Genomic DNA, 2,071 nt, shown 5'->3' with positions numbered 1-2,071 from the left:
GGCGCGGGGGTGGCCCGCCCACCACGGGGGGGGGGGGGGCGGCGGGCCCCGCGGGGGGGGCGGGGCCACGGCCGCGGTCGTCAGTCGACGGTGTAGGGGAAGTCGGCGGTGACGCCGATCTGGTCGTACTGCATCCGGGTGGCGTCGAAGTCGTCCTCCCAGTTGCCGTTGGTGACCTCGTTGCAGTCGTAGGACTGGTAGGACTGGTCGGTCGTCTTGCCGACCTCGATGTTGGAGAAGGCGAAGCCGCAGCCGCCGGCGTCCATGTGCACGCCGCGGGTGCCGCTGTCCGGCATGGCGCCCGCGGGGTCGGGGATGACGTCGCCGATGACCATCTGGTCCACGGTGTTCTGCACGGGGTGGGGATCCTGGTTGTCCACGCCGTAGGTGTAGAAGGCGCCCATGTCGCCGGAGTCGAGCCCGGCCTCGTCGATCCGGATGTAGCGGAAGGTGTTGTTGTCGGTGTACTGGTCGCCGTCCACGACCTCGGGGCGCGACTCGAGGCTGATGCCGTAGCGCGCCGAGTGCTTGACGTGGACGTGCTCGACGGTGTTGTCGCCGGTCGACATGAGCTCGATGCCGGAGGCGTCGCCGGGCACGAGCTCGCCGACGTGGTCGACGTACAGGTTGCGGAACGTGTGGCCGTGGCTCAGGTCCCCCTCGCCGGGCCAGCCGCCCTCGACCTTGATGCCGTCCGCGCCCAGGTTCTCCAGCAGGGAGTCCTCGACCGTCAGGTGGTCGTTGGCGAAGAGCGCGTACACGCCGGTGAAGCCCGTGTCCTGGATGTGCATGCCGGTGAGCGTGATGTCCGCGGTGTTCTCGAGCGTGATCGCGCCGAACCGGTTGCGAGGCATCTCGATCTGCCGGTCGTACTCGGGGTAGGTGTGCGGGACGCCGGCGTCGCCGGCGCTCGTCCATCCTGCGCGGTACCAGCCGACGAAGTCGGAGTACTGCACGCCGAGGCCGTCGAACGTGATGTCGTGCGCCCGGTCGTCGGGCGAGTCGCCCTGGATGTCCAGAAGCGTCGTGGCGGTCGGTCGCATGACCGTCACGCCGTCCATCGACCCCGCGGCCGGCTTGTAGTAGAGCTCGCCCGCCTCGTGGTCCAGGTAGTACTCGCCGGCCTGGTCGAGGAAGTCGAGGGAGTTCTGCAGGAAGTACCGCGAGCCGCTGCGGCTGTTGATCATCGCGTAGCGGGTCCAGTGGTCGAGGATGATCTTGTTGTCGGTGTCCTTGACGTCGGCGTTCTTGATCGGCACGGTGTCGGTGAACCAGCTCCACGAGCCGCCGGACCAGATCGTGACCTGCGCCGGCCAGCTGGTGTACGAGCCGAGGTCCGCCGTCTCGTCCCACTCGCCGGGGTTGTAGCCGATCTGGTCGCGGACACCCTCCTTCTCGGGCTCGATCAGACGTGAGAAGAGGTACGGCGCGTGGGTGTCCTCGCTCGTGCGGTTCGGGTGCCGCGCGGTGGTGGCGCGGTCGCCGTCGACGAAGAGCGTGTAGAAGGGGGCGTCCAGGTCGACGGGCGCCTTGTAGATGCCGTCCTGGTAGGGCTCCCAGCCGGTGACGGGCTCGGCGCCGACGAGGTTGGCCTTGCCGGGTCCGTCGGCGGAGCGGTAGATCACCTGGTGGCCGTTGTTCCCCGAGTCCTTCTCGGTGAACTCGATGGTCTCGTCGACGGGGTAGTCGCCCTCGGCGAGGTTGACCACGATGTCGCACCGCATCTTGCGCTCGTGGTTGAGCCCGAGGTCCTGGATGTGCTCGCGCGCCTTGTCAGGCGTGGCCCAGGGGGCGCTGCGGGTTCCGTCGCCGCGCTCGTCGTCCCCGTCGGGGGAGACGTAGAGCTGGGGGCACCTGCCGGCGCCCTGGGAGGTCGCGGCGTACGGGTCGAAGGCCGTGGCCCCGACCCCGACGGCGGCGACCGCCGCGAACGCGGTGAGGGCCACCGTGCTGGTTCTGATCCACCTGCTGGACATCGTCGTCCTCCGGTCGGTATGGAACGGGTGTGGGACGGAGCGGGCGGGCCGTGCCGCGCACGTCACGGTGCTGTCTCTTATACACATCTCCGAGC

1 protein-coding gene is annotated in these 2,071 nt (G+C 69.2%); it reads right to left on the bottom strand.

Annotation, left to right across the window (positions count from 1 at the left end):
• Positions 1 to 80: 80 nt before the first annotated feature.
• Positions 81 to 1,976 (bottom strand): right-handed parallel beta-helix repeat-containing protein, encoded by a 1,896-nt coding sequence (locus ACFQ8T_RS06455; RefSeq protein WP_430545726.1) that lies wholly within the window; start codon positions 1,974 to 1,976, stop codon positions 81 to 83.
• Between the last annotated feature and the right edge of the window lie 95 nt (positions 1,977 to 2,071).

This window comes from Isoptericola sp. NPDC056618, from assembly GCF_042792715.1.
Lineage (GTDB): Bacteria > Actinomycetota > Actinomycetes > Actinomycetales > Cellulomonadaceae > Isoptericola > Isoptericola nanjingensis.
The sequence above is the reverse complement of the archived record's forward strand: the minus strand, read 5'-3'. Positions and strand labels throughout refer to the sequence as shown.

Bases quoted from the DNA above. Each gene is read 5' to 3' on its own strand.
- ACFQ8T_RS06455 (WP_430545726.1), bottom strand. From the start codon at position 1,976: ATGTCCAGCAGGTGGATCAGAACCAGCACGGTGGCCCTCACCGCGTTC.